Below are 22,822 nucleotides of genomic sequence, written 5' to 3' on the forward strand. Positions count from 1 at the left end.
TTGGACCCGGTTGTATCGATCCGGCCGTTGCTTGCCATCACCGTCGCCGGTCTGGCGGCCCTTGCAGTTCTCCTTTTGCACAACCGCGCGAGACTTCGCGATTTGGTCTCGCCGTTGGCCGCGATCGCCATGTTCGCGATTGTCGTGTCGATGGCGCCCACGGTGCTGGCGGGCGGGACGGTCGAATTGCGTCTGTTCGAGATTCTGCCGGGGATTGACTTTGCTTTCCGGGTCGATGCGCTCGGCATGGTGTTTGCCACCGTTTCGTCGCTGCTGTGGATCGTGGCGGCTATCTATTCCATCGGCTACATGCGGCATTTGAACGAGCATGCGCAGACCCGGTTCTTCGCCTGCTTCGCCAGCAGTCTTGCGGCGGCAGCCGGGGGCGCCTTCGCCGCCAATCTATTTACGCTGGTGATCTTCTACGAAGTGCTCAGCCTCGTTACCTATCCGCTCGTCTACCACCACGAAGACGAAGCGGGATGGAGGGGCAGCCACAAGTACCTCGTCTATCTGATGGGCGCGTCGAAAAGCGCGCTGCTCGCCGCACTGGCGCTGACCTACCATATTGCGGGGTCGCTCGACTTTGTCACGGGAGGACTGCTGGCCGGGAGCGACACCTCGGCGGCGCTGCTGACGGTCGTCTATTTCTGCTATCTTTTCGGCTTCGCCAAGGCCGCTGTGATGCCGATGCACGCCTGGCTGCCCGCCGCGATGGTCGCGCCGACACCGGTCAGCGCGCTTTTGCATGCAGTGGCAGTGGTCAAGATGGGCGTGTTCTGCGTCCTGCGGGTGGTGTTCCAAGTCTTCGGCACGGGGCTAGTGGGCGGGCTGGGCCTCGGCATCGCCACGGCCTATCTGGCTTCGTTCACGATCCTGATGGCGTCGGTTTACGCCCTGACGCGGGACGACCTGAAGGCCAGGCTCGCCTATTCGACGGTCAGCCAGCTCTCCTACATCGTGCTGGGCGCGGCTCTGTTGTCGCCGGTCGCTATGGTCGGCGGGATCATCCACATCGCAGCGCACGCATTCTCCAAGATCACGCTCTTTTTCTGTGCCGGGTCGATCTATTGCGCGTCCGGCAAGCGTAACATCAGCGACATGGCCGGTATCGGCCGCAGGCTGCCCTGGACGATGGGGGCATTCTTCGTCGCCTCGCTCAGTATGATCGGGATACCGCCAACCGCGGGCTTCGTCAGCAAGTGGTATCTGGCGGAGGGCGCCGTGGCGGCGAGAGAGACCGTGTTCCTGGTCGTGCTCCTGGTGAGCTCGATCCTGAACGCCGCCTATTTCCTGCCGATCAGCTATGCCGCCTTCTTCCAGGCTGAGAGGCAGGAGAGCCGGACGACGGTCCGTGAAATTCCGTTGGTCACGATTCCGCTGGTCGCGACGGCGATCCTGTCGGTGCTGATGGGCATTTTCCCGGGCTATTTTCTCACCCTGGCAGACGGAGTGATCCGATGATCAAGCCTATCGTCCACTTCTTTGGTGACGAGCAATATGCGAGGCCGCGCCGCCGACTATTCTACCTTGTGCTCGTCCTGATCGTCGTCGCCGACTTTCTGGTTTCTCGCGAACACGCCGAATATCTGTGGGACAGCCTGCCGGGCTGGTCCGCCGTCTACGGCTTCGTCTCCTGCGTCCTGCTTACCTTCGTTTCCAAGTTTCTCGGCCATCGGGTCAGGCTGATGCGGCGCGAGGACTATTATGACTGACTTCATCCATCCGGCTCTGCTCTTTATTCTTGGCGCCCTACCGATCCCGTTCCTCAGCGGGTCGGTCCGCAAGGCCTATCTGCTTCTGATCCCTGCGCTGGCGATCCTTGCCGTGCTTGCGATGGAGCCGGGCAGCTATGGCGAAGCGCGGTTCATCGGGCAGGAGATCCTGATAGCGAAGGTGGACAAGCTCAGCATCGTCTTCGCCACCGTTTTCACCATCATGGCGCTGATCGGCATGGTCTACGCGCTGCATCTGACGGATGCCGGCCAGCACATGGCGGCATTCGTCTATGTCGGCAGCGCGCTTGGCGTGGTGTTTGCCGGTGACTACCTGACCCTCTTCCTGTTCTGGGAGGGCATGGCATTCGCTTCCGCCTATCTGGTCTTCGCGCAGCGTGGCGGGCCGGCGATCCGGGCGGGCTTCCGCTATCTCATGGTCCATATCACCGGCGGCGTGGTCCTGCTCGGCGGCATCATTTCCCACGGGCTCGCCACCGGTTCACTGCTTTTCGGCCCGATCGCGGGGGGGCTCACCAACGGGGGAATGGGGGTCGGCGACTACCTGATCCTCGCCGGCTTCATCCTCAACGCGGCCGTGCCGCCGCTCAATGCCTGGCTGACCGATGCCTATCCGGAGGCGACCGTCACCGGGGCGGTGTTCATGAGCGCGTTTACCACCAAGACTGCCGTCTATGTGCTGGCGCGAGCGTTTCCGGGGACCGAACTCCTGGTCTGGCTCGGCACCATCATGGCGCTCTACGGCGTCATCTACGCGGTGCTGGAGAACGATTGCCGACGGCTTCTCGCCTATCACATCGTCAGCCAGGTGGGTTATATGATCGCGGGTATCGGCATCGGGACCGAGATGGCGGTGAACGGAGCCGCCAGCCACGCCTTCGCGCATATCCTCTACAAGGCGCTGCTGTTCATGGGTGCCGGGGCGGTCATCTACGTCACCGGCCGACGCAAACTCACCGAGCTCGGTGGGCTTTACAAGACCATGCCACTGACCGTGGCGCTTTACATGGTTGGCGCCTTGGCGATCTCGGCGTTCCCGTTCTTCTCGGGTTTCGTTACCAAATCGATGGTGATAGCGGCCGCAGGAGCGGATCACCGCGCGCTGGTGGTGCTGGCGCTGACGATGGCATCGTCCGGGACGTTCCTGCACACTGGCCTCAAGCTTCCCTATTACATGTTCTTCGGGACGGACCGGAAACTGGAGGCGCGGGAGCCGCCGCGCAACATGCTGATTGCCATGGGCATGGCGGCGGCGCTCTGCATTGCGATCGGGGTGTTCCCCCAGCCGCTTTATGCGCTTCTGCCCTATCCGGTGGATTTCGAACCCTATACGGGCCTGCATGTCATGGAGAGCCTCGGGCTGCTGATGTTCACCGCCTTGGGGTTCGTGCTGTTCCTCTGGGCGCTCGATCCCGAGCAGACGATCAGCCTCGACACCGACTGGTTTTATCGCAAGGGTGCGCGGGCCTTCATGTGGCTCGCCGAAAGGCCGCTGGCGCGCTATGAGCAGGCGGTGAGCAACGTCTCCGAGACCGCGGCGCTGCCCTTGCTGCACGGCGCGGCGCGGGCAGGACTCCGGCTCGATCTTGCCGGCGTGGATGCCGTCGTGAATGGCATTGCCCACTCGATCCTGCACAGCGGCGGGCGGCTCAGGCGGCTCCAGACGGGTGTTGTGACCCATTACGTGCTGGCGATGGTCGTCGGTCTGATCGCAGCCACCGTCGTCTTCGTCGTGGCGTGGCGGTAGAGGCGCGCCATGGGCATCCCGCTGCTCAGCTTCATCATATTCACACCCGTCGCCGGTGCCGCGGTTCTGATGCTCCTGCGCGGTGACGATGCGGCGCGGTGGACTGCGCTCTCTTTCACCGTCCTCGACCTTGCTCTCTGCATCGCCATGCTGGTCGGCTTCGACACCACGACCCATGCCATGCAGTTCACCGAGATGCGCTCGTGGGTGCCCGCGCTCGGGATCAATTATGCGCTCGGCATCGACGGAATCAGCGCGCTCTTCGTGTTCCTGACCGCATTGTTGGGGTCGATCTGTGTGCTCGCCTCTTGGGTTGCGATCGACCGCAAGGTGAAGGAATTCATGATCTGCCTGCTCTCGATGCAGGCGCTGATGCTCGGGGTCTTCTGCGCGCTCGATCTGTTCCTCTTCTACGTCTTTTGGGAGGCGATGCTGATCCCGATGTACCTCATCATCGGCGTCTGGGGCGGCGAGGGTCGGGTCTATGCGGCGATCAAGTTTTTCCTCTACACGCTTGCTGGCAGCCTCCTGTTCCTGATCGGTGTCATCGTGCTCTATTTCTACGGTGGCAGGAGCTTCGATATCCTCGCTTTGACAGAGCAGGACTTGCCGTTCCGGATCCAGTCTTGGCTGTTCTTCGCCTTCCTGATCGCTTTTGCGGTCAAGGTGCCGATGGTGCCGGTTCATACCTGGCTGCCGGACGCCCATGTGCAGGCGCCGACGGCGGGCAGCATTATCCTCGCCGGCGTGCTCCTGAAGATGGGCGCCTACGGATTCCTACGGTTCTCGCTGCCGATGCTGCCGGAGGCATCGATGCACTATTCGACGCTGATGCTGGCGCTTTCGGTGCTTGCGATCGTCTATGGCGGGTTACTCGCGCTGGCGCAGGACGATCTGAAGAAGCTGGTGGCCTATTCCAGCATCAGCCACATGGGCATCGTGACGCTGGGGATTTTTGCGCTGAACCTCCGCGGGCTCGAGGGCGGTATCCTGCAGATGTTCAATCATGGCGTGACGACAGGCGCCCTGTTCCTGTTCGTCGGGCTGATTTACGAGCGGACCCATACCCGCAGCATCGCCGACTATGGCGGGTTGATGAAGGTGGCGCCGGTCTACACCACGTTTCTGGCACTGTTTACCCTGTCGTCGATGGCGCTGCCGGGAACGAATTCGTTCGTCGGCGAGTTGCTGGTGCTGTCAGGCGGGTTTGCGGCCAATCTGGTCGCCGGCTCGGCCGCCGTTTTGGGCGCATTGCTGGGGGCTGCCTATCTGCTTGGCATGTATGGGAAAGTCGCGCTCGGCCCGGCCAGCGTCGGCGTCCAGTTGAAGATACGCGATCTGAACGCCCGCGAGATGGCTGCGATCCTGCCGCTGGCCGTCTTCGTGCTCTGGGTTGGGTTCTATCCAAAACCCTTTCTCAACATCATCGATGCCTCGGTGAAGCATCTGCTGACGCAGGTGCAAAGTAAGGAGAGCGGCCCATGACCGCCGCCACGCTTTTCCAGTCGGCGCTAGCGAGCCTGCCCGAGATCGTGGTGATCACAGGCGCCTGCATTCTGCTGATCCTGGGACAGTTTGTGCGAAAGGGACAGGAACATTTCCTTGTCTGGGCGTCGGTGGCGGTCGTGTTGATTGCCGCCTTGGCGACACTCATGCTGGCGAGCGAGGTCCGGCCGGTCTACACGGGCATGTTCATCGCCGACCGCTTCGCGGTCTTCTTCAAGTTCATTTTCTACTTGGCCACCGTTCTGACATTCCTCCTATCGCGAAAATATGCCGATATCGAAGGGATCGGGAGCAGCGAATACTATGTCCTGCTGCTCTTCGCGCTTTTGGGCATGATGATCATGGCCTCGGCGACCGATCTCCTGTCGATCTATGTGGGCCTCGAACTGATGGTGATTTGCACCTATGTGCTGACCGGCTTCCTGCGGCGTGAGCGACGGTCGAACGAAGCAGCACTGAAATACGTGATCCTTGGCGCGGTCTCGACCGGAATTTTCCTTTACGGCGTGTCGTTGATCTACGGGCTTACCGGCACGACGCAACTGGACGGGATGGCTGCGGCGGTGACCGGCGATCCGCTCGATTCCGGATTGTTGCTGGCGGTGGTCTTCATCGTCGCGGGGCTGGTCTTCAAGGTCGGCGCGGTTCCCTTCCATATGTGGCTGCCGGACGTCTATGAAGGCGCGCCGACGACGATCACCGCCTTCATGTCGGTTGGCCCCAAGGCGGCGGGGTTCGCGGTGATCCTGCGGGTGTTCCTCAACCCTCTGGTTGCAGCCTCGGACGTCTGGATCATCCTCGCCGTCATTGCGGTGGTGACGATGGCACTCGGCAGTTTCGTGGCGCTGGTCCAGGATAATTTCAAGCGTCTCCTGGCCTATTCCAGCATCGCCCACGCCGGCTTCGCCATTTTCGGCGTGGCCGCTGGCGGTGCTGATGGGATCGCCAGCGTGATGCTTTACCTACTGATCTACGCTTTCACGAATCTCGGCATTTTCGCCGCCGTCATCATGATGCGGAACGGCGATTTCTCAGGCGAGGTTATCGAAGACTATGCGGGTTTCGCCAAGTCACATCCGGGGCTGGCGCTTCTGATGCTGCTCTTTCTCTTCTCGCTGGCCGGCATTCCGCCGACGGCCGGGTTCTTCGCCAAGTTTTACGTGCTGGTCGCTCTCGTCGAGCGTGGTTTCGTCATGCTGGCGGTAATTGCAGTGCTGCTCAGCGCAGTCGCCGCCTATTTCTACATCCGCATCGTCATGGTGATGTACATGCGCGAGCCGAAGAGGGCGTTCGCCCCGGCGCTGACGCCCCTGGTGCGCGCCACGCTGGTCGTCACCGCCGCCGGCACCATCGGCATCGGCCTATTTCCGTCGTGGTTTCTTAAGCTTGCCCAGGATTCGGTCTTTGGCGGGTGAGCGATTGGATTTGCAATGATCACACCGACGGAATAGACTTGAAACCGGAGAAAGGATTGCCCAAGTCGCGCCGCGGCGCACCGATTTATCGGTTCGCGACGAGGTCGGTGGGCAACCGGTGCAGTGATATGACTGCAATGGAATTCTTGCCCGTTCTTTTCATGATCGCCGGAGTCGTTCTGGTGGTGGGGGTGACGTTGTTCGTTTCCTCGCTGCTGCGCCCATCCAATCCCTATCCCGCCAAGAACATGCCCTATGAATGCGGCATGGATGCAGCGGGCGAAGCGGCGGCGGGCCGCTTCAGAGTGCCGTTCTTTATCCTCGCGATCCTGCTGGTCGTTTTCGATGTCGAAGCGATGTTCCTCTTTCCCTGGGCCGTCGTCCTGAAAGAGATCGGGCTGGTCGGCTATATCGAGATGTTCATCTTCATGGTGCTGCTTCTCGTGGGCTTCGCCTACGCCTGGCTGAAAGGAGCGCTGGAATGGGAGACGTAAACAACGCGATCCGCGACAGCGTGCTGTTCACCACGGCCGACAGCATCATCAGTTGGAGCCGGAGGTCGGCGCTGTGGCCGGAGACCTTCGGCATTGCCTGCTGCGCCATCGAGATGATCTCGGCCGGTTGCGCCCGCTACGATCTCGACCGGTTCGGTGTGGTGTTCCGCCCTTCGCCGAGACAATCCGACGTCATGATCATCGCCGGCACCGTGACCCGGAAATTCGCGCCCGTCGTGCGGCGGCTCTATGACCAGATGCCGGAACCGCGCTGGGTGATCGCCATGGGCACCTGTGCTATTTCGGGCGGGGTCTACAACACCTATGCCGTGGTGCAGGGATCGGAAACCTTCGTGCCCGTCGATGTGCATGTGCCCGGCTGTCCGCCCCGGCCCGAGGCGCTGATGCACGGCTTCCTCCTACTTCAAGAAAAGATCAAGAGGTCGCGGGCGCTCGCCGGCACCCCCCTGGAAAGGGTTATAGCGTCATGAGTACGCAGCCCTCCCTCAATCGCGCTCCGATCATGGAGCGCTTCGGAGAAACAATCGAGGACCTCGGCATCGCGCACGGTATCGACGCCTTTGCCGTTCCGCCTGAGAGGATCGTCGAGTTCTGCCGGTTCCTGAAAGAGCATCCGGCGCTGCAATTCAACTTCCTCTCGGACATTTGCGGGGTTGATCACTATCCCGAAATGCCTCGGTTCGAGGCGGTCTACCATCTTTATTCACTGCCCAACAGATGGCGGGTCCGCATCAAATGCCGGCTTGGTGATCCTCCTGAAGTGGCTTCGGTCACGGGAGTCTGGCGCACCGCCAATTGGCATGAGCGTGAGGCCTGGGACATGTATGGCATCCGGTTCGAGGGGCATCCCGATCTGCGCCGGATCTACATGTGGGAAGGCTTCGAGGGCTTTCCCCAGCGCAAGGATTTCCCTCTCAGGGGCTATAAGGACAAGTTGAATCCCTTCGGTGCCGAAGGTCCGCCGCCAACGCAGCCCGACCTTGCCACCAGGGACATTCCGTAAGGGAGGCCGTTCTACGCCGGAACGTTGAGATGACCGAAGTCACCGAGCTCAGCAGGCCTGAGGGTGAAGCGCTCAATACCAGGGAAGTGCTTCTCAACCTCGGTCCGCAGCACCCCAGCACGCATGGGGTTCTTCGGCTCGTCCTCGAACTGGACGGCGAGTTCGTCGAGCGCATCGATCCGCATATTGGCTACCTCCATCGCGGCACCGAAAAACTGGCGGAGAGTTTCACCTATACGCAGATTTTCCCGCTGACGGACCGGCTCGACTATCTCTGTCCGCCCTCGAACAACCTCGCCTTCGCGCTGGCGGTGGAGAAACACCTCGGCATAGAAGCACCGATCCGGGCGCAATATATCCGCGTGATGATGGCCGAGCTGGCACGGATCTCCGGTCACCTCCTGATCACCGGCGCGCTGCCGATGGATCTCGGCGCCATGACCGCGCTGCTTTACGTCATGCGCGAGCGCGAAATGATCATGGACCTCCTGGAAATGATCACCGGTGCGCGCATGCACACATCCTTCTGCAGGGTCGGCGGGGTGCGCGAGGACCTGCCTGACGGGTTCTTCCCCAAGATCAGGGAGTTTTGCGACATCTTCCCGAACCGGATCCGAGACTATGAGCGACTGCTCGAAGATAACCGGGTGTTTCTCAATCGCACGAAGGGGATCGGCGTGATCTCCGCCGAGGATGCCGTCGATCTCGGCCTCAGCGGCCCGAACCTGCGTGCTTCCGGTGTCGACTGGGACATCCGGCGCGATGAGCCCTACGAGATCTACGACCGGCTCGATTTCAACGTCATCACCCGTAATGAGGGCGATTGCTATGCACGCTGGCGATGCCGCGTCGACGAGATGCGCGAAAGCATGAGGATCATCGAACAATGCATCGACCAGATACCAGAGGGCCCGTTCCAGATCGACAATCCGACAATCGCCTTCCCGCTCAACAAGGATCGGGTGCACTGCTCGATGGAGACGCTGATCCAGCATTTCGACCTGTCGGCCTACGGCTTCAAGGTGCCGAAGGGCGAGGTCTATTCGGCGATCGAGGCGCCAAAGGGCGAGCTTGGCTTCTACATCATCAGCGACGGGTCGCCAAAACCGTTCCGAATGAAGGTGCGGGCACCCTCGTTCGTCAATCTTCAGGCCCTCTTCGGGGTCACCAACGCCCGCTATCTGGCGGACATGATCGCCGTGCTCGGCAGCCTCGACCCTGTGATGGCGGAGGTGGACAAGTAGCAAGGATTTGAATGCGATGACCATGCGCGAAAAGATCGAAGAGGCGGCGGCGCGGTATCCCGACCAGCGCTCTGCGATCATGCCTGCGCTCCTCATTGCGCAGAAAGAACATGGCCATCTGCCCGGGCCGGTGTTGGAAGAGGTCGCCGACATTCTCGGAGTCGAGCGGATCCGGGTCTACGAGTTGGCGACTTTCTACACCCTCTTCCACACCGAGCCGGTGGGGATGTTCCACCTGCAACTCTGTGACAATGTTTCCTGCATGCTGTGCGGATCAGAGGACCTGCTAAACCATCTGGAAACGGCGCTGGGGATCGGGAAAGGCGACACCACCCCGGACGGGCTGTTCACGCTTTCGACCGTCGAATGCCTCGGCGCCTGCGAGATGGCTCCGGTGATGCAGGTCGGCGACGATTACCACGGCGACCTTGATGTGGCGCGGATAAACGCACTGCTGGACAGACTGCGGGCGACAGTGGGAGCCGCGAGCTTCGAGCACGCCTCTGGGCGGCTGCCGGGGGAGTAGCGCCATGTTCGAGCCGGTTCTTCTCAAAAATGTCGATGTGGCGGACGGTCACTTGGTGTCAACTTACGAGGCTGGCGGCGGCTACCAGGCGCTGGCGAAGGCGCTGCGCGAGTACACGCCCGACGAGGTTATCGACCTCGTCAAACGATCCAACCTGCGCGGTCGCGGCGGTGCCGGATTCCCGACGGGCATGAAATGGGGTTTCGTGCCGAAGCGCACTGGCAAGCCGACATATCTGTGCTGCAACGCCGATGAGGGCGAACCGGGCACGTTCAAGGACCGGATCATCATGGAGCGCCACCCGCATCAACTGATCGAGGGGCTGGCGGTCAGTGCATACGCGATCGGGGCCGAAACCGCCTATGTCTACATTCGCGGAGAATATGTGACGGCGATCCGTCGTCTGGAGCAGGCGATCGCCGAGGCCCACGCAAAGGGCTATCTCGGAAAGCGCATTCTGGGCTCGGATTTCAATTTCGCCGTACACATCCACTGCGGCGCCGGCGCCTATATCTGCGGCGAGGAGACTGCGATGCTCGAGTCGCTCGAGGGCAAGCGGGCGCAGCCGCGATTGAAGCCACCATTTCCGGCCGTGGCCGGGCTCTACGCCAGCCCGACAGTGATCAACAATGTCGAGACGCTCGCTTGCGTGCCGCATATCGTCGTGCGGGGGGCGGACTGGTTTCGGGGCATCGGCCCGGACAAGAGCCCCGGTCCGAAGCTCTACTGCCTCAGTGGGCAGGTGCGCAAACCCGGTCTCTATGAGTTGCCGATGGGCATACCGCTGCGCGAACTGGTCGAGAACCACGCCGGCGGCGCGCTGCCGGGACGCAGAATCAAGGCGGTGATCCCCGGCGGGGTCTCAGCGCCGGTCATACCGGAGCACGGGCTGGAGGTGAGGATGGATTTCGACTCGCTGGCTGCCGCCGGCTCGATGCTCGGTTCGGCTGGCGTTATCGTGATCGACGACTCGACCTGTATGGTCAAGGTCGCCACCCGGATCATCGAGTTCTTCCATCATGAGTCCTGCGGCAAGTGCACGCCATGCCGGGAGGGACTGAACTGGGTCGTGAAGGTCCTGCGCCGGATCGAGGCCGGCGAAGGTGCTGCCGGCGATCTGGAGCAGCTGGAGATGCTCTGCAAAGGCATTTTCGGCAATACGTTTTGTGCCTTGGGTGACGGGGCGGCGATGGGGTTGCGGGCGGCACTCGGCCATTTTCGCAATGAGTTCGTTGCCCATATCGAGGACCGCGGGTGTCCCTTTCACTGAAGGCGTGCGCTGCGACAGGACTGCGAGGAAGTATGGTTAGCATTACGATCGATGGACAAACGCTGGAAGTTGAGGCTGGCTCGACAGTGCTGCAGGCCGCCCAGCGTTTGGGTATCGAGATCCCGACCTTCTGCTATCTGAAGCGTCTGCCGCCGCTGGCCTCCTGCCGCATGTGCCTGGTGGAGATCGAGGGGCAGCGGCGGCTGCAGCCGTCCTGCGCCACTGCTGTCACCGAGGGTATGGTGGTGCGGGCGAACACAGCTCTGATCGAGGAAACGCGCTCTTCCATGCTCGATATGCTGCTCGCCAACCACCCCCTCGATTGTCCGATCTGCGACAAGGGCGGCGAATGCGAGCTTCAGAACATGGTGATGGCCTACGGGCCCCGCGAGAGCAGATTCCGCGATGACAAGCGTGTGTTCCACTCCGAGGACATTCGTCTGAGCCCGGTCATCATCATGAACGTCAACCGCTGCATCCAGTGCCAGCGCTGTGTCCGGATGTGTGAGGAGGTCGTCGGCGCGGTCGCCCTCGGCACCATCGAAAAAGGCATGGATACCGCCGTCACCGGCTTCGAGGGCAGTCTCGCGGCTTGTGACCAGTGCGGCAATTGCGTCGAGGTCTGCCCGGTCGGCGCGCTGATGAGTTTCCCCTATCGCTACAAGGCGCGGCCCTGGGATCTCACCGAGACTGACACGGTCTGCCCGCATTGTGGCACCGGTTGCCAGCTGACGGTGGGCACACGTAAGGGCGAGTTCATGCGGGTGCGCTCGAAGTGGGACGAGGGGGTCAACCGCGAAACGCTCTGCGTTCGGGGACGCTTCGGTCTCGATTTCGTCGCGAGCCGGGACCGGATCAAGCGACCGATGATCCGTCGTGATGGCGCCCTGGTTCCGGTTTCCTGGGATGAGGCTGGGGACTATCTGCGCCGGCGGCTATCGGCCGTCGAGGGCAAGGCTGCCGGCGGACTGGCCTCGCCTCGCCTCCCCAACGAGACGCTCTATCAGTTTCAGAAGCTGATGCGGACGGCTTTCCGGACCAACAACATTGATTGCTCGTCACGCTGGTGCACGCCCTTCGACACGCTCGGCCCGCTACTGGCAGCCTTCAACAGCCGCGCACCGCTGGACGACGTGATCGGCAACGACTGCGTGCTCGTCGTCGGCGGCAACGTCACCGAGGAGAACCCGGTCACCGAATACCTGCTGCGGGATGGCGTGCGGCGGCGGCAGACCGGATTGCTCATGCTCTCGGCGCGGCCATCCCGTCTGGATGCCGATGCCAGGGTGGTGGTTCGCGTGCTGCCGGGCGGAGAAGCGGCGAGCCTTGCGGCCGTGGTGGCCGGTCTCGTATCGGCAGCTGGTCAGGCCTTGCCGGACGACGTTCTTGCAGGCATCGCCGCGACAATCGGCAAGCCGGCGGCGGAAACCGGCACTGACGGGCCGGATCGTCTGGCCGCGGCACTCAAGGAGGGCCGCAGAGTCACCGTGCTTGTCAGCGTCGACCTCCTGAGATCACTCGAAGCGCGCGCGACGCTGCAGCAGATCAATAACCTGCTGCAAGTTCTGCGCCTGCTCGGCAAGGGCCCGGCGATGCAGTTCCTCTTCGACCGTGCCAACCAGATGGGCGCCTGGGACATGGGAGTTCTGCCGGCCGCTCTGCCGGGACTGCGGGCGGTCGCCGACGATGTGGCGCGCACGAGTCTTGCGCGGGACTGGGGCGCCGAAATTCCGTCTGAACCCGGCGCGAGTCTCGACGCCATTCTGGAGCTCTGCGTCGGCGGGCGGATGGGCGCTCTCTACATCGTCGGAACCGACCCCCTGATCGCCTATCCCGACAGGGATTTCGTGACGCGGGCGCTTGGCGCCGCCGATCTCCTGATCGTGCAGGACGCCTTCCTCACGGATACGGCAGGCCTTGCCGAGGTCGTTCTGCCCGCGGCAGGTTACGGCGAGGAAACCGGCACGTTCACCAACAACGAGGGCCGAACCCAGACGGTCCGCAAATTCCGCGAACCCGCCTTCGAGGCGCGGAGCAATCTGGCGATCTTCGACTTCGTCGCGGCGCTCCGCAACCAGGCACTGCGGCCGTCGACGCAAGGTGAAATTTTCGACGAGATTGCGCGGCTGGTTCCAGCCTATCAGGGGTTGACGCTGGGCGGACTTGGCGCCGACGGCGCATTTACCAAGGCGGTGCCGACGCCACCTGTGGCCAGGTTCTTTGCGCCACCGCCCGTCCCGGCAGCAGCCGACCGGCTCATGCTGATCACCGGCGACTGCCTGTTCCACAACGGATATCTTTCCGAACGGTCGGACGTCCTGAACACGGTCGCCAATGATCCCTATGTCGCGATGAGCGCGCACGATACCGCACAGCTTGGCCTGTCGGATGGCGATCAGGTCATTGTGCGTTCCGCCCAGGGCGAACTGATGGCGCAACTCAAGGTCGACAGGCGGTTTCCCAAGGGCCTCGTCTTCGTCCCGGAAAACTATAGAGCCTTGCGTCTCAACGGCTTGATGCGACGGGGCGAATACCCATGCCCGGTGGAGGTCCACAAGGTGCATGCCATTCTTGAGGTCGACCGGACGGGCCGGATCTGGCGTGGGGTCTGAAGATTTGGGATCAGGGCGCCGCGGGCCGGGCAAGCTGCCCTGCCCCAGCGTCTTCACATCAAGCTGGCGACTTCAGTGATACCTGGTCCCGCAGATGTAATCCTGCAGATCCTGCTCTGTGCGCTGCGCTTCGTCGAGCCTGTGTTTAACCACGTCGCCGATACTGACCACGCCGACAACGTCGCCTCCATCCATGACAAGCACATGACGCGTACGCCGCTGGGTCATGATCCCCATCGCTACGGGTAGCAAGTCCCGTGTCGAACAGGTCGCCACATTGCGGTTCATGATATCCGCGACCCGCATCATCGCCGCCTCGGCCCCGTATTCCGCCACCGCATTGCAGCAATCCCGCTCCGATAGCGAACCCAGGTATTCGTCGTTCGATTGGCCGACGACGACGAAGCCGATATTGTTGTCGCGAAACAGCCTCAAGACTTCCACCATCGTCTGATCGGGAGTGACCGCGATGACACCGACACCCTTGTTCTTCATGATTTCGCCGACAAGCATCTGAGCCTCCTGTCTGCGCGCTCCGGCTTGACGGATGGCGCGCGTTCACGTTCGCCGGATATTCCGCCACCAGTTGTAGCCCTGCATCTCTTTCGTCTCGACGAGCACGTCCTTCTGCGTATTCAGGCGCGCGGCGACCACGCCGCCGCCGGTTGCCGCCTTGCCCGGCTTGGCGAGCAGGTCGTCGCGCCCGATCACCAGGTCACGCGAGGAAAAACTCGAAAATTCGTACTGCTGGCCGAGCGCGATTGCATCCGCTGGGCAGGCGTCCTCGCACAGCCCGCAGAACAGGCAGCGAGCCGTGTCGATCTCGAATTTGGCCGGGTGCCGGTTGCCCTTCTCGTCCTCGTAGGGGACGACTTCGATGCAGTCGCAGGGGCAGATCCGCGCGCAGAGTTCGCAGGCCACGCACTTGATCTCGCCCTCTTCATCACGCGTCAGGAAGTGATGCCCGCGATAGCGTGAGTAGGGTAGCCATTTTTCCTTGTCCGGATACTGCATGGTTACGGTTCTGGAGAACAAGTAACCGAAGGTCAGAGCCAACGCACTCGCCAGGTCGGCGAAGAACGCCCAGCCAATCCATGTTCCAACTCTGTCCTGCGCGCGCGACATCGCCGCCTCGCTACGGAGCCGCCACGGCCCCTAAAAGTACACCGGTTATAATTATGTTCGCCATCGACAGAGGAAGCAAGACTTTCCATCCGATCGCCATCAGTTGGTCGTAGCGGTAGCGGGGGAAAGTGAAGCGGAACCAGATAAACACATAGACGAAGAATGCGACCTTGAGCACAAACCAGAGGAGTGGTGGCAAGGGGATTAGTACACCGTTCCAGCCGCCGAAAAACAGGATCACCACCAGGACCGACACCAGCAACACGATGGCATATTCGCTGACCATGAAAAACGCAAAGCGGATACCGCTGTATTCGGTATGGAAGCCGGCACCCAGATCGCCTTCCGCTTCCGAAAGATCGAAGGGAATACGCTGCGCTTCGGCCAATCCAGCGACGAAGAACACGAAGAAGCCGACCGGTTGGTAGACGATGTTCCAGACGTCGGTTTGGGCCCGCACGATGTCGAGCAGGCTCATGGATTGCGCCAACATGACCACCCCGATCACCGCGAACCCCATCGGAATCTCGTAGCTGATCATCTGCGCACAGGTCCTGAGGCTGCCGAGGACCGCGTATTTGCTGTTGGCGGCCCAGCCACCGAAGATGACGCCATAGACCTCGATCCCGATCACCGCAAAGACGAAGAGTAACGCCACATTCATGTTGGAGACGTGGAGCGTGATATCGGCGCCGAGTACCGAGATGCTTTCGCCGAAGGGGATCGCGACGAACACCACAAAGGGCGGGGTGAGCGCCAGGATTGGCGCCAGTTTGAACAGGAAACGATCGGCCTCGGCCGGGATGTGGTCCTCTTTGGTTAAGAGCTTTATTCCGTCCGCCACCGGCTGCAGCAGCCCGTGCCACCCGACACGCATCGGCCCCATCCGCTGCTGGATGTGCCCGGCGATCTTGCGTTCCAGCCAGGTCAGCGGCAACGGCAGCAGCAGCAGGATCGCGATCAGAAACGCGACCTTTAAGACAATCAGGCCAAGGGCGACGACAAGTTCCATGATCCACGGTCACTTATTCATCGGGTTGAGACGTGCGACCGGACTTTGGCTCCGGCTATAGACCTGGCACTTTGCGCAACCGTCAGGCTACATGGTACAACGGCGACGCACCTCATACAATGCCATCACAGTTATGTCGTCGCTGGCTATGATGTGTCCGGCTCAGGATGTTTGAGACAAGTGGTTTGATGCGCGTCTCTGGCTTTGCGCCATTTGCGGACAAAGCGGTGGTTGTTTGTGAACCATCCGACGCTTGCTGACATCAACCGCATCTTGCCTATGGCGTTTCTATCGCCGAGAATCACCGAAGCGATCCTCACAGGGCAGCAGCCACCGATTTCGCCATCGCGAAGCTCAAGCGGGTTGTCGATCTTCCCGCGCTGTGGATAGAGCAACATGACCTTCTGATGCGCCCTCATCACTGACAGCCGTCACAGATCATCAGCCAAGCACAACAGCCCGCGGATCGAAGCGGGCCTGTAGCTTACTCCGGCGAATGAATGCATGCGCCGTGCACTCGACGAGGCTGCGAACCGGCCTCGGGAAAACGTCGGCCAATACTCAAAATCTATTGGCTGCCGGGAAAAGGCTTCTGAGACGGGCAGCTGTAATGCATACGAAAGGGGTGCAAAGACCTAAAAAAATAGAGTCGAGCGGGGCACAAGCATCCGGTAAGCCTATGAATTTACGCAGCAATTCCAACAACACACATATGAGATTAATTTGGGTAAACTGAATGGTGCCCAGGACCGGAATCGAACCAGTGACACGCGGATTTTCAATCCGCTGCTCTACCAACTGAGCTACCTGGGCTAACCTGCTTCCACTGGCGCTTTCGAAGAAAGCACCTCGGGGCCTTGGTTCGCCCCGGAAGCGAGCGGGGTTATAGCATCTTGTTCGCCCATGGCAAGCGTCAAATGACTCTTTTTTGACGGTCTTACCAGTTTTCCGGATTCATGAGGAAAAATAAGAGCTTCGCGGGTGGAACTCTCTGAAGCGCGTCACAATCCTTCAGATTGCTGCTCGTGCTTCAGGTCTTGATTTCCATGCATGTCGTCATCCCAAAACCGCTGCACACTTTTGGGCGACAGGCATTAGTTTTCGTCATCCGGATATTCGGCCTTGGTCTCGTCGTCGGCAACGGGAATGGCGTAGGCGCCGGTCAGCCAGCGGGAGAGATCGACCTCGCGGCAGCGGTTGGAGCAGAAGGGGTAATGTTCGCGGTGGGAAGGTTTGCCGCATTCGGGGCAAGGGCGCGTCTTGCGCAGCGGCTCGACCTTGGCGGCTGCTTTCTTTTCTTCAGGCATATCGGTTCGTCCTATCGATCGGCCGTCGGGCTCAGCCCTCGGGCCACCGGCTATGCACGTCGAAGCCTTCGCCGGTCAAAAGCAGAACGGTTTCATAAAGCGGCAGGCCGACTACATTCGTGTAGGAGCCCACCATTTTCTGCACGAAAGTGCCGGCAAGGCCCTGGATGCCGTAGGCACCCGCCTTGCCGCGCCACTGGCCGGAGGCCAGATAGTTCTCGATCTCGAAGCCTGAAAGACGCTTGAAGCGCACCTTGGTTTCGACGATCTTCTGACGGATCTTGCGATCCGGCGTCACCAGGCAAACGCCGGTGTAGACCATATGGTTGCGCCCCGACAGGAGATGCAGCGAGCTCAACGCCTCGTCGGCGAACTCAGCCTTGCCGAGAATGCGCCGGCCGACAGCGACCACCGTATCGGCAGAGAGGATATAGCTGCCCTTCCAGGTGATATCGCTCTTGATGGCGGCAAGGGCAGCTTCCGCCTTTTCCGCCGAAAGCCTCCGGGCGAGCGAACGCGGATGCTCCGACTTCTTCGGCGCCTCGTCGATATCCATCGGCATCAGGCGCGAGGGCTCGATGCCGGCCTGGTTGAGCAGGTCGACGCGGCGGGGCGAGCCCGAGGCCAGAATGAGCTTGTATTTCAGCGCCATGGAACCTCGAGCATCGGCAGGCAGGAGAAAAACCCTTGCAGGACCTTGGGCAGGCTTACTTGAAACGGTAGGTGATGCGGCCCTTGGTCAGATCGTAGGGCGTCATTTCCACAAGCACCTTGTCGCCTGCGAGAACGCGGATGCGATTCTTGCGCATGCGGCCGGCGGTGTGGGCAATGATCTCGTGTTCGTTTTCGAGCTTCACGCGGAACGTCGCATTCGGCAGAAGTTCGGTGACGATTCCGGGGAATTCGAGGACTTCTTCTTTCGGCATATAGTGGTTTTCTTCCTGTGGGTTGAATAGGCAGCGCAGCGCGCGCCTTTAAAAATTTGGGCGGAAACTACACAATCAACGCAGGTTTGTGAACCTTGTTGATCGGGCTTTCTTTTATTTGTTTTCATGCCGATTGCGCGGCAACGCCTTTCCTTTTGAGTAGCCGGCTTTCGATGAGACTGATCAGGTGATTGCGGACCTCGCGGTAGCTCTCCAGAATCTGCTCGCGCGTTCCGCTGACGACCGTCGGATCCATCGTCGGCCAATAGACGACATCGACCGCACTTGACCGGGTGAGCTCAAGCGCCGCGTGGTGAGCCTGCGGCGAAAGGGTGATGATCAGATCGAAATAATCATCCTCCAGCTCCTCCAGCGTCTGCGGCTGGCGGCGCCCGAGTGAAAGCCCGATCTCTTCGAGCACGACATCTACGAAGGGATCGCGCTCGCCGGCGCGAACCCCGGCGGAGCGTATATAAGTATTGGACGGCAGAATGCTACGGGCAATCATTTCCGCCATCGGCGAGCGGATGGCATTCAGCCCGCACATGAAGAGAATGGCGCCCGGCCTCTTTCCTTCCTCGGCATCGGCGGCGAGCTCCATGGCCGTCACCCACGCCAGTAGAGCACGCAGACCAGCGTGAAAAGGCGCCGGGCGGTGTCGAAATCGACCTCGATCTTGCCGGCCAGCCTGTCTTTCAGCGTCTGCGAACCTTCATTGTGAATACCGCGCCGCCCCATGTCTATCGCCTCGATGCGGCTCGGCGTCGCCGACCGGATCGCTTCGTAATAGCTCTCGCAGATCATGAAGTAATCCTTCACGATCCGTCGAAAGGGCGTCAGCGACAGGATATGGGTGGCGACGTCGCGGCCTTCTTCCGTGGTGATGGCGAAGACCAGCTTCGAATCGACCAGGGAGATGTTCAGCCGGTAAGGCCCGCCGGCATGGCCGAGCGGCTCGAAGCTGTTCTCCTCGATGAGATCGAAGATGGCGACGGCGCGTTCGTGCTCGACATCTGGCGTCGAACGGCCGATCGTATCGTCAAGGACGACGTCGCAAAGCCGAAAATCGCCCTTCGCCATGCCCTCACCTTTCGAGGTTGAGGCGGATCGCGACCGATCGCGCATGGGCATCGAGGCCCTCGGAAACGGCAAGCGCGATCGCCGCCGGGCCGAGGGTACGCAGCTGCTGCGGACCGAGGCGCAGGATCGAGGTGCGCTTGACGAAATCGAGGACTGAAAGACCCGATGAGAAGCGCGCCGAACGCGCCGTCGGCAGCACATGGTTCGAACCGCCGACATAATCGCCGATCACCTCGGGTGTGTGGGAGCCGATGAAAATCGCTCCAGCATTGCGGATGCCGTCGAGCAGCCGGTCCGGATTGACGACCGCAAGTTCCAGATGCTCGGCGGCGATACGGTTTGCCAGGGGAATGGCCTGTTTCAGATCGGCAACCAGGATGATTGCGCCGAAATCGCGCCAGCTGGCCGCAGCCGTCTCGGCGCGGTTCAGCGTCTTCAGCTGGCGTTCGACCGCCTGCTCCACCGCCTTGCCGAATTCGGCATCGTCGGTGATCAGGATCGCCTGGGCGCTGACATCGTGCTCGGCCTGTGCCAGCAGGTCGGCAGCGATCCAATCGGGATTGTTGTCCTTGTCTGCGATGACGAGCACTTCGGAGGGGCCGGCGATCATGTCGATGCCGACGGTGCCGAAGACATGGCGTTTGGCGGCAGCGACATAGGCATTGCCGGGGCCAGTGATCTTGGCAACCGGGGCGATCGTCTCAGTGCCGTAGGCGAGTGCCGCGATCGCCTGGGCGCCGCCGAGACGATAAATCTCCGTGACGCCCACAAGCTTGGCGGCGGCAAGCACCGCCGGATTGACAGCGCCGCCTGTGGCGGGAACGGCGATGACGATGCGATCAACGCCGGCGACCTTGGCCGGCACGGCATTCATCAGCACCGAACTCGGATAGCTGGCCGTGCCACCCGGAACATAGAGCCCGACCGCCTCGATCGCTGTCCAGCGCGAGCCGAGACCGACGCCCATGTCGTCCTCGTAGATATCGTCCTTCGGCAGTTGCCGGCGATGGTGGGATTCGATGCGCAGTGTCGCAAGCTTCAGCGCGCCCAGCACTTCCGATGGCACCGCCTCGACGGCGGCGTCGATCTCCTCTGATGTGACGCGCATCGGGACGGTGGCGAAATCGATGCCGTCGAACTTCAGCGAATATTCGGCCAGCGCTGCGTCGCCGCGGGCGCGCACGTCATCAATGATGGCGCGAACCACGACGTTCACATCTTCGGAGACTTCACGCTTCGTCGTCAGAAAGGCGGCAAAATGCTGCTCGAAACCTTCCGATGCCTGATCCAGCCAGATTGCCAAGACCGATATTCCTTCTCAACTCGAAACCGCGATGTTCAAACGTTCACGCGACAGGCGTTTCAGGGATGGCGAGGCTTTGAAGCCGCCTCCCAGGCACCGCCGATATCGGCCAGCTGGATCTCGATGCATTCAACATCGAGCGCGATCGAGGCTGTGCCTGACAGCGACAGTTCGATCGTACCGTCCGGCCCCTCGCCCTTCTTCTCGAAGCGCAGTGCAAGCAGCGACAGCACCTCGTCGCGCTTCCCACGGTCGATGCCGAGCGAACGGACGGCAAGCACACGCTTGAAGACCAGCGCCGCACGGCGGCGCTCAAAACCCCTACGCTTGCGCGCGGCACTTTCCCAGACGAAACGATTGACGGCAAGGGCGAACTGCGCGTCGCGCGGCGACCAGTCGATATCGCCGACCTTGAAGACGCTGTCCTGCATATGCGCGGAAATGATCGCAAGATCCTCGTCATCGAGCGCAACAAGCTTCAGGTCGGTCATTCAGCCTCAATCCCATTACTTCAGGTGCCGGGCACCGCCGGAATGGCGATGCGTCAGACAAGGGAAATAAGATGCTGCGGCCAATTACGCAACCGGGGTGAAGGTCGCTTTACTCGCTGATGCGCTCGACCACTGCGCCGCAGCGGGTCAGCTTCTCCTCAAGCCGCTCGAAACCGCGGTCGAGGTGATAGACGCGGGACACCGTGGTTTCGCCCTCGGCGGCGAGGCCGGCGATGACGAGCGAAACGGAGGCGCGCAGATCGGTCGCCATGACGGGGGCGCCGCGCAGGCGCTCGACACCCTCGATCTTCGCCGTCTGGCCGGAGAGCGAGATCCTAGCGCCGAGGCGGGCAAGCTCCTGCACATGCATGAAACGGTTTTCGAAGATGGTCTCGGTGACATGCGAAATGCCCGAAGAGCGGGTCATCAGCGCCATGAACTGCGCCTGCAGGTCCGTGGGGAAGCCCGGGAAAGGATCGGTGACGATATCGACCGGCTTGATGCCGGCGCCGTTGCGCCTGATGCGCATGCCGTTGTTGGTCGACGAGATTTCCGCGCCGGCCCGACGCAGCGTTTCCAGCGCGGTTTCGAGCAGCGACGTATCGGTATTCTCGAGCACGACGTCGCCGCCGGCCATGGCGACGGCCATGGCGTAGGTGCCGGTCTCGATGCGATCCGGCAGGACGCGGTGGCGGGCGCCGGAGAGCGAGGTAACGCCTTCGATGGTGATCGTTGCCGTGCCGGCGCCAGTGATCTTGGCGCCCATGGCGTTCAGGCAGTTGGCGAGGTCGACGACCTCAGGCTCGCGGGCGGCATTGCCGATGACAGTCGTGCCGCGGGCAAGCGTTGCCGCCATCATCATCACATGGGTGGCGCCGACGGAGACCTTCGGGAAGGTGTAGCGTGCTCCGATCAGGCCGCCGGCAGGCGCCTTGGCGTTGATGTATCCGGCATCGATCTCCATAGTCGCGCCGAGCGCCGTCAGGCCCTCGATGAAGAGATCGACAGGGCGCGTGCCGATGGCGCAGCCTCCCGGCAGCGAAACCCTGCAATGGCCTTCGCGTGCCAAAAGCGGTCCGATAACCCAGAAGGAGGCGCGCATCTTGGAGACCAGTTCGTAAGATGCAGTGGTGTCGACGATGGTGCGGCAGGTGAAATGGATCGTGCGCGCATAGGAATCTTCCTGGCGCTCGCGGCGGCCGTTGACGGCGACGTCGACGCCGTGATTGCCGAGGATGCGCATCAGCAGCTCGACGTCGGCCAGATGCGGCACGTTTTCGAGCGTCAGCGTATCGCTGGTCAGAAGCGAGGCGATCATCAGCGGCAGTGCGGCATTCTTGGCGCCGGAAATCGGAATGATGCCATTCAGCTCATTACCGCCGACGATTCTGATACGATCCATGTGCGCTTACGGGCCGCGCCCGCCTTTCCTGAAAGTTCTGCCTTGGAATAAGGAGTGGAGTGTTTAGGGGATTTCTCGGGACGCTTCAATTCGTCACGGACGGAACATTACGATTCGTCCATTTTTGCGGCGGGCAGTCCATCTGTCTCGTCGGCCTGGCCCGAACGGCGGGCGCGCACCTGCTGTTTGCGTCGCCCTAGATTTTCCCTGAGCTTTTCGGCGGCGCGCTCGCGGCGCAGTTTCGCCTGGGCCTCGATCGCCTCTTTGCGGCTCTTTTGGCCGGTTTCGGTCTTGTCGTTCATGTGAACAGGATTAGCCGAATTTGCGCCGATCCAAAAGTCCCTTGCATCCCAATCCACGCGAAGTTGGAATTTGCTGCTTGCGCTTGTCGCCAAGCTGTGGCAATAGCCGCCCCGTTCCCGCAATTGAGCCCCCGGCTCGCACGGGTACTGGTCCTGCTGCCGTAGCTCAGTGGTAGAGCACACCCTTGGTAAGGGTGAGGTCGGTGGTTCAATCCCACTCGGCAGCACCAGTTTTCTCTCAAAAAACTACTATTGAAAATCAGGCAGCGCGCAGGATCACACGCGAAACCGCCCCGGGTG

Annotated in this window: 24 protein-coding genes and 2 tRNA genes; 13 read left to right on the top strand and 13 right to left on the bottom strand. The window is 61.5% G+C overall.

All coding sequences use genetic code 11. The features are described 5' to 3' along the window. The 12 genes from EFB14_RS11700 to nuoG all read left to right on the top strand — a co-directional run bounded on the left by EFB14_RS11700 (position 1) and on the right by nuoG (position 13,574). Positions 1 to 1,464: a monovalent cation/H+ antiporter subunit D family protein gene (locus tag EFB14_RS11700; protein WP_126825468.1), complete on the top strand. Its 1,464-nt coding sequence runs from the start codon at positions 1 to 3 to the stop codon at positions 1,462 to 1,464. Then, positions 1,461 to 1,715, top strand: coding sequence for a hypothetical protein (locus tag EFB14_RS11705; RefSeq protein WP_126825471.1), 255 nt, complete (start codon positions 1,461 to 1,463; stop codon positions 1,713 to 1,715). Before EFB14_RS11700 ends, EFB14_RS11705 begins: the two co-directional genes overlap by 4 nt. Beyond that, positions 1,708 to 3,483, top strand: a complete 1,776-nt coding sequence (locus EFB14_RS11710) for a Na(+)/H(+) antiporter subunit D (protein WP_126825474.1) — start codon at positions 1,708 to 1,710, stop codon at positions 3,481 to 3,483. The genes EFB14_RS11705 and EFB14_RS11710 overlap by 8 nt, the downstream gene beginning before the upstream one ends. 9 nt (positions 3,484 to 3,492) lie before the next feature. After that, positions 3,493 to 4,968: an NADH-quinone oxidoreductase subunit M gene (locus tag EFB14_RS11715; RefSeq protein ID WP_126825476.1), complete on the top strand. Its 1,476-nt coding sequence runs from the start codon at positions 3,493 to 3,495 to the stop codon at positions 4,966 to 4,968. After that, positions 4,965 to 6,404, top strand: a complete 1,440-nt coding sequence (locus EFB14_RS11720) for an NADH-quinone oxidoreductase subunit N (RefSeq protein ID WP_126825479.1) — start codon at positions 4,965 to 4,967, stop codon at positions 6,402 to 6,404. The genes EFB14_RS11715 and EFB14_RS11720 overlap by 4 nt, the downstream gene beginning before the upstream one ends. 128 nt (positions 6,405 to 6,532) lie before the next feature. Beyond that, complete coding sequence (locus tag EFB14_RS11725; protein ID WP_125842694.1) at positions 6,533 to 6,898, top strand: NADH-quinone oxidoreductase subunit A; 366 nt, start codon at positions 6,533 to 6,535, stop codon at positions 6,896 to 6,898. Continuing rightward, positions 6,886 to 7,389 carry an NADH-quinone oxidoreductase subunit NuoB gene (gene nuoB, locus EFB14_RS11730; protein ID WP_125842361.1) on the top strand — a complete coding sequence of 168 codons (504 nt, stop codon included), beginning with the start codon at positions 6,886 to 6,888 and terminating at the stop codon, positions 7,387 to 7,389. Before EFB14_RS11725 ends, nuoB begins: the two co-directional genes overlap by 13 nt. Then, entirely contained in the window at positions 7,386 to 7,922 is a 537-nt protein-coding gene (locus tag EFB14_RS11735; protein WP_126825482.1) for an NADH-quinone oxidoreductase subunit C, read from the top strand. The genes nuoB and EFB14_RS11735 overlap by 4 nt, the downstream gene beginning before the upstream one ends. Before the next feature lie 29 nt (positions 7,923 to 7,951). Then, complete coding sequence (nuoD, locus tag EFB14_RS11740; RefSeq protein ID WP_126825486.1) at positions 7,952 to 9,166, top strand: NADH dehydrogenase (quinone) subunit D; 1,215 nt, start codon at positions 7,952 to 7,954, stop codon at positions 9,164 to 9,166. Between the two features lie 16 nt (positions 9,167 to 9,182). Beyond that, a complete protein-coding gene (gene nuoE, locus EFB14_RS11745) occupies positions 9,183 to 9,692 on the top strand; it encodes an NADH-quinone oxidoreductase subunit NuoE (protein WP_125842355.1) in 510 nt (169 codons plus the stop codon). Positions 9,693 to 9,696: 4 nt separating this feature from the next. After that, on the top strand, positions 9,697 to 10,962 hold the full coding sequence (nuoF, locus tag EFB14_RS11750) for an NADH-quinone oxidoreductase subunit NuoF (protein WP_125842353.1): 1,266 nt from the start codon (positions 9,697 to 9,699) through the stop codon (positions 10,960 to 10,962). Positions 10,963 to 10,994: 32 nt separating this feature from the next. Next, complete coding sequence (gene nuoG / locus EFB14_RS11755; protein WP_125842351.1) at positions 10,995 to 13,574, top strand: NADH-quinone oxidoreductase subunit NuoG; 2,580 nt, start codon at positions 10,995 to 10,997, stop codon at positions 13,572 to 13,574. Positions 13,575 to 13,646: 72 nt separating this feature from the next. On the opposite strand, the gene EFB14_RS11760 is transcribed toward nuoG, so the two are convergent. From EFB14_RS11760 to EFB14_RS11820, 13 genes are all read right to left on the bottom strand, one after another. After that, positions 13,647 to 14,087 (bottom strand): CBS domain-containing protein, encoded by a 441-nt coding sequence (locus EFB14_RS11760; RefSeq protein ID WP_125842349.1) that lies wholly within the window; start codon positions 14,085 to 14,087, stop codon positions 13,647 to 13,649. Positions 14,088 to 14,132: 45 nt separating this feature from the next. Beyond that, positions 14,133 to 14,699: an NADH-quinone oxidoreductase subunit I gene (locus tag EFB14_RS11765; RefSeq protein WP_125842347.1), complete on the bottom strand. Its 567-nt coding sequence runs from the start codon at positions 14,697 to 14,699 to the stop codon at positions 14,133 to 14,135. A 10-nt stretch (positions 14,700 to 14,709) separates the two neighbouring features. Then, positions 14,710 to 15,711 (bottom strand): NADH-quinone oxidoreductase subunit NuoH, encoded by a 1,002-nt coding sequence (gene nuoH, locus EFB14_RS11770; RefSeq protein ID WP_126825489.1) that lies wholly within the window; start codon positions 15,709 to 15,711, stop codon positions 14,710 to 14,712. A 737-nt stretch (positions 15,712 to 16,448) separates the two neighbouring features. Next, positions 16,449 to 16,524: transfer RNA gene (locus EFB14_RS11775), tRNA-Phe, on the bottom strand. 281 nt (positions 16,525 to 16,805) lie between these two features. Continuing rightward, the gene (gene yacG / locus EFB14_RS11780) at positions 16,806 to 17,018 is read right to left on the bottom strand and encodes a DNA gyrase inhibitor YacG (protein WP_125842343.1); all 213 of its coding nucleotides are present in this window, start codon (positions 17,016 to 17,018) and stop codon (positions 16,806 to 16,808) included. A gap of 31 nt (positions 17,019 to 17,049) precedes the next feature. Then, positions 17,050 to 17,670, bottom strand: coding sequence for a Maf-like protein (locus EFB14_RS11785; protein WP_125842341.1), 621 nt, complete (start codon positions 17,668 to 17,670; stop codon positions 17,050 to 17,052). A gap of 55 nt (positions 17,671 to 17,725) precedes the next feature. Continuing rightward, the gene (gene infA, locus EFB14_RS11790; protein WP_003545338.1) at positions 17,726 to 17,944 is read right to left on the bottom strand and encodes a translation initiation factor IF-1; all 219 of its coding nucleotides are present in this window, start codon (positions 17,942 to 17,944) and stop codon (positions 17,726 to 17,728) included. A 124-nt stretch (positions 17,945 to 18,068) separates the two neighbouring features. Continuing rightward, the gene (locus EFB14_RS11795) at positions 18,069 to 18,545 is read right to left on the bottom strand and encodes an arsenate-mycothiol transferase ArsC (protein ID WP_125842339.1); all 477 of its coding nucleotides are present in this window, start codon (positions 18,543 to 18,545) and stop codon (positions 18,069 to 18,071) included. A 5-nt stretch (positions 18,546 to 18,550) separates the two neighbouring features. Beyond that, a complete protein-coding gene (locus EFB14_RS11800) occupies positions 18,551 to 19,024 on the bottom strand; it encodes a UPF0262 family protein (RefSeq protein ID WP_125842337.1) in 474 nt (157 codons plus the stop codon). Between the two features lie 4 nt (positions 19,025 to 19,028). Further along, a complete protein-coding gene (gene hisD, locus EFB14_RS11805; protein ID WP_126825492.1) occupies positions 19,029 to 20,327 on the bottom strand; it encodes a histidinol dehydrogenase in 1,299 nt (432 codons plus the stop codon). A gap of 59 nt (positions 20,328 to 20,386) precedes the next feature. Continuing rightward, complete coding sequence (locus tag EFB14_RS11810) at positions 20,387 to 20,818, bottom strand: DUF2948 family protein (protein WP_125842333.1); 432 nt, start codon at positions 20,816 to 20,818, stop codon at positions 20,387 to 20,389. Between the two features lie 109 nt (positions 20,819 to 20,927). Beyond that, complete coding sequence (gene murA / locus EFB14_RS11815; RefSeq protein WP_125842331.1) at positions 20,928 to 22,220, bottom strand: UDP-N-acetylglucosamine 1-carboxyvinyltransferase; 1,293 nt, start codon at positions 22,218 to 22,220, stop codon at positions 20,928 to 20,930. Positions 22,221 to 22,327: 107 nt separating this feature from the next. After that, a complete protein-coding gene (locus EFB14_RS11820) occupies positions 22,328 to 22,522 on the bottom strand; it encodes a hypothetical protein (protein ID WP_125842329.1) in 195 nt (64 codons plus the stop codon). Positions 22,523 to 22,677: 155 nt separating this feature from the next. Between EFB14_RS11820 and EFB14_RS11825 the strand changes: the two genes are divergently transcribed. Next, positions 22,678 to 22,752: transfer RNA gene (locus EFB14_RS11825), tRNA-Thr, on the top strand. Positions 22,753 to 22,822 lie beyond the last annotated feature (70 nt).

This window comes from Rhizobium fabae (assembly GCF_003985135.1).
Lineage (GTDB): Bacteria > Pseudomonadota > Alphaproteobacteria > Rhizobiales > Rhizobiaceae > Rhizobium > Rhizobium pisi.